This window comes from Sulfuricurvum sp. (assembly GCF_049305995.1).
Taxonomy (GTDB): domain Bacteria; phylum Campylobacterota; class Campylobacteria; order Campylobacterales; family Sulfurimonadaceae; genus Sulfuricurvum.
In genome coordinates this window covers 1-4,628 of record NZ_JBAQPS010000321.1, presented here as the reverse complement: position 1 = coordinate 4,628, position 4,628 = coordinate 1, and the positions used below count along the sequence as shown (strand labels likewise).

General features: G+C 46.0%; 4 protein-coding genes. All 4 read left to right on the top strand.

The window, feature by feature from the left end; all coding sequences use genetic code 11:
• A partial coding sequence (locus WA010_RS11050) for a RecB family exonuclease (protein ID WP_422557171.1) occupies positions 1 to 629 on the top strand: 629 nt, incomplete at its 5' end.
• Positions 619 to 3,321, top strand: a complete 2,703-nt coding sequence (locus tag WA010_RS11045) for a RecB-like helicase (RefSeq protein WP_422557170.1) — start codon at positions 619 to 621, stop codon at positions 3,319 to 3,321. The genes WA010_RS11050 and WA010_RS11045, both read left to right, overlap by 11 nt.
• Positions 3,322 to 3,402: 81 nt before the next feature.
• Entirely contained in the window at positions 3,403 to 3,825 is a 423-nt protein-coding gene (gene rplM, locus WA010_RS11040) for a 50S ribosomal protein L13 (RefSeq protein WP_015654640.1), read from the top strand.
• Between the two features lie 9 nt (positions 3,826 to 3,834).
• A complete protein-coding gene (rpsI, locus tag WA010_RS11035) occupies positions 3,835 to 4,224 on the top strand; it encodes a 30S ribosomal protein S9 (protein WP_422557169.1) in 390 nt (129 codons plus the stop codon).
• Positions 4,225 to 4,628 lie beyond the last annotated feature (404 nt).

The following is a 4,628-nucleotide window of genomic DNA, read 5'->3' as shown; positions in this document are numbered from 1 at the left end:
GTGACATCGGTAACGAACTTCACAGTGTTTTGGATAAGCTCTATGCGCAGAATGATCGCTACTTACAACCCTCTGCGATCAAAGACTCTATTAGCAGATTATGGGAAGAGAAACACAGCGATGACCCTCTGGAGAGGTATATGAAGCGGTTGTGGATCGATAAGCTGGAAGAATTTTATAAGTGCGAGGTCTCTCGATTTGCCTCAGGGGTGAGGGTACTTTACCGTGAAAAAGAGGTGAGCTGTGAGGTCGAGGAGATACGACTCACAGGTCGGATCGACCGTATCGATGAAAATAATGGCACTCTCGAAGTGATCGATTATAAAAGCGGCAAGTATCCCGATACCGATAAAGAACCCAAAGAGAGCGATGTCGATTATCAGATCAGTGTCTACGCACTGCTAGCAGGGGAGCTCGGAGAGGTGAGTGCTTGCGGCTATTACGATTTGGGGAGCGGTGAGTTGAAATTCGAGCGGTTTTTAGAGGCAAAAATTGCCAAATTGCGCGAAATTTTGGCTCATATGGCATCTCAAAAACAATGGAGCTGGGAGATGTGTGAGGATCCCGGCCGATGTCGCCACTGCCCCTACACCTACCTCTGTCATCGGGAGGTGATGCGTGGAGTTTGAACCGTTTTTAGCCTATGAGGCAAGTGCGGGGAGCGGCAAGACGTTTAACCTCGTTGTCCGTTATCTGAGTTTGCTCTTTATGGGGGAGGCTCCCTCGTCGATCGTGGCATTGACCTTTACTAATAAAGCGGCGAACGAGATGCTGGAGCGGATCATCCTCACCCTCGAAGAGTTGCCCACGCGGAGTGAACTGCCCCAAATTGCTCGCCTTTGCGGGATGAGCGAAGAGGAAATTTTACAAGAGCGTCCCAACGTTCTATCGAGGTTTCTCCGCTCCGATATTCAAATCTCGACGTTGGATAAGTTTTTCGGTCGAATCTTACGTAAATTTGCCCTCAATGCGGGGTTGATGCCGACGTTTAAAACACTCCAGAATCATCATGAGAGCGCCTTGTTGGAGCGATTTTTGAATGAAGTGGAGGTGTCACAAGCAACTGGGGCGCTGGTGCATCTCTCGTTATTGAGTGATAAACGGCTCGGGGATCTCTTCACACTCCTCTCCACCCTCTATTCTAAATACAAAGAGCTCGATATTCAGCGTTACGATGGGATCGATGCTCCGGAGGAGTCTATCGGGTATGCGTTAGAGTGTGCTCGTGAACTCTCAACGTTGAGTCTTTCAAAACCGCTCAGTGATCGCGCCCGAAAAACGATGGAGTTTGAGAGTTATGAGGAGCTATTGGAGAAAACGTGGCTCTTTAAACCGAGTATGGAGTACTGGGATTTTAAAAAAACGTATGAGCCGCGAATGGATGAACTGCTCCATGAAATACAGCGTGCCGTTGCCTCACAAATGCGCCGTCGCGAGGTGCTCTATTTCAAAGAGCTGTTTGCCGTGCTCAAACTCTATATCAAAAGCCGACAAAGTATGGCAACGCAGAGCAATGAGCTCAGTTTCGATGATATAACCCTTAACGTCCACACGCTTCTGAGGGAAAAATTGGAGAGTGAGTTTCTCTACTTTCGGCTCGATTCACGCCTCAAGCACCTGCTTCTTGATGAGTTTCAAGATACCAGCGTTATTCAGTTTGACATCCTCCGTCCGTTGATCGAAGAGATCCGCTCCGGTGTGGGGGTGAATGAGGGGGGAAGCTTCTTTTTCGTCGGGGATGTGAAACAATCGATCTACCGTTTTCGCGGAGGGGTGAGTGCCCTCTTTCATCAAGTGGCACAATTGTTTGATGTGAAGCTCGAACCGCTCAGGGTGAACTACCGCTCCCGCAGTGAGATTGTCCATTTTGTGAATCGTGCCTTTGAGGGGAAAATCAAAGGGTACATTCCTCAGCAAAGTCCGCAAAGCTATAGCGGAGGGTATGTCGAGGTTCTGTCTAGCGATGATCTGCTCGAATCGCTATGCACGCGGGTTGCTTTGTTGATCGAGAAAGGGGCTGTACCCGAAGAGATCGCTATTCTAACCGCAACCAACAAAGACGGAAGCGCGGTGGAAGAGGTACTCAGTGAACGGGGGTATGACGTTGTGACCGAGACGACGGCACGCCTCATCGCACAGCGAAGTGTTCGTGCCATTATCGAATATTTGCGCTTTTGTTATTTCGGAGAAGCGATTTACCGCTCCAACTGCGCCGCACTGCTGGGGGTTGAGAGTCAGAGCGTAGAACGGGTGAGTGTTGATGAAGTTATTACCGCCGTTATCGGGTTTATCAAACGTTTTCGCATTGCCGATAAGAGCGCATTGATGTTTATCGAAGCATTGCGAAGCTACCGAGACATCGAAGAGGTGGTGTTCGAGATTGACCGGTTGGAGAGCACTTCGCCACAGAGCGATATGCGGGGGATTCGGATCATGACGGTTCATAAATCCAAAGGGTTGGAGTTTGAGCACGTTATTGTCCTCGATCGTCTAGGAACCCCTCGGAGCCGTAACGATGCGATAGTCTATGAATATGAGGGGGCGGTGCTTCGCGGAATGCATTATCGGATCAAAGGGCGTGAACTACTCGATCCCCTCTACGCAACAGCACTCGAAGCCGAAAAAGAAGCGGCAGGTGAGGATCAGCTTAATGCCCTCTATGTCGCCCTGACCCGCGCGGCGGAATCGCTCAGTGTAATCGCAAAAACCAAAAATTCATGGTTTGATCCTCTCTGCCTTACGCCGTCTCATTGGGGGACGTTGGAGATCAAAACGCATCGCACTGATGCGCCTATTGTGCAAAAGTCTTTGAATTTTAAAGCCCTCTCATTCGGGCGACAAGAAGAGAAACCGAGTTCTCCTAAAGAAGCAACGCATGATTATGCGGCGGTGCAGTTTGGGTTGGCACTGCACTATACGTTGGAGATGATGGGAGAGTTTAGTCACGAATCGCTGAAGGTGTCTCTCGAATCGACCCGTAACCGTTACGGTGCGTTTCTTCAACCCAGTGCAATGGAGGAGATCGAAAAGCGGATCGCTCGTTTGATAGACGATGAGCACTTTGGCAGACTGATCCAAGGGGATCGCTACAAAGAGCAGATGATACGCCACAAGGGGAATATCGGGGTGATTGATCTGCTCATTAGGGGTAAAAACGGCTGGAAAATCATCGATTATAAAAGCGGTCGCGAAGAGGAAGGTAAACACACCGAACAGATCAATCGCTACGCTGAGGCGATACGCTCAATGAACAATGAGGAAGTAGAGGGATATTTGTGCTATCTCTTAGAAGATCGGATCGAATGGGTTAAGTGCTTATAAAGAACTTAATTTCAGCAGATTATAAGTTTAAAAGGGTACAATTTCGCCACTATTTATAGAGACTTTAAAAGGAGACTCAAGATGAAATTTACTAAAATTGCTTCACCTGAGCAAATCGAACGTAAATGGGTTTTGATCGATGCGGAAGGGAAAACATTCGGTCGTATTATGACGGATGTTGCTACTCGTCTTCGCGGTAAAGATAAACCTTATTTTACCCCAAATATCGACTGTGGTGACTTTGTTGTTATCATTAACGCTGAAAAAGCGATTATTAACGGTAACGGCAAAACTGCTACTAAAACATACCACCGTCACACAGGTTACTTCGGTAACGTAAAAAGTGAAAAATTTACAGAACTTTTGGCTACTAACCCAGAAAAAGTTTTCAAACTTGCAGCTCGCGGTATGCTCCCTAAAACAAAATTGGGTCGCGCGATGATCAAAAAACTAAAAGTCTATGCCGGTGCGGAACATCCTCACTCTGCACAGATTGCTAAGTAAGGATAAATAATGGCAAAAACGTATGCAACCGGAAGAAGAAAATCTTCGATCGCTAAAGTATGGCTTGCTCCGGGTACAGGTAAAATCACTGTAAACGGTCTTTCACTCGACGCATGGTTGGGTGGTCTTGAAGCAAAAAAATTGCGTGTTACTCAACCGCTTTCTTTGACTAAACAAGATACATCAGTAGACATCACTGCTTCAACTATGGGTGGTGGTTTCTCAGGACAATCAGATGCACTTCGTCACGGTATCTCTCGTGCTCTTTGCACATTTGATCCGTCATTCCGTGCTATCTTGAAACCATTTGGTATGCTTACACGCGATGCTCGTATCGTTGAGCGTAAGAAACCGGGTAAACGTAAAGCACGTCGTTCTCCTCAATTCTCAAAACGTTAATCGTTTGTTTCTTCCCTTCTTGGGGAAGAAATTTTCTTTACTTTCTGTACTCATGTCAAACTACCTTTAGTCTTCATAATTTTTTCATAAATCTCTACTAAACTACGGCATCACAATATTGTGATAATTTTTTCTTGGAGATATTGTGTTCTTCTTTAAATCAACGCAGATAGTACAATGGAGAATAAACCTTGCTGTAGCTTTATTTCTGACTTTCGTCTCCAATGTAGCTTTTTTCAAACATGTCATTAATATTTATACCCTTTCATGGATAACATTTCCATTCATTATTTCTCTTGGTATATTACTCAATGCTATTAGTGTCATTATTTTAACTCTCTTTACATGGAGAAACGGAACAAAATTTATTTTAATAGCTATTTTGTTCATATCTTCTTTTGTTG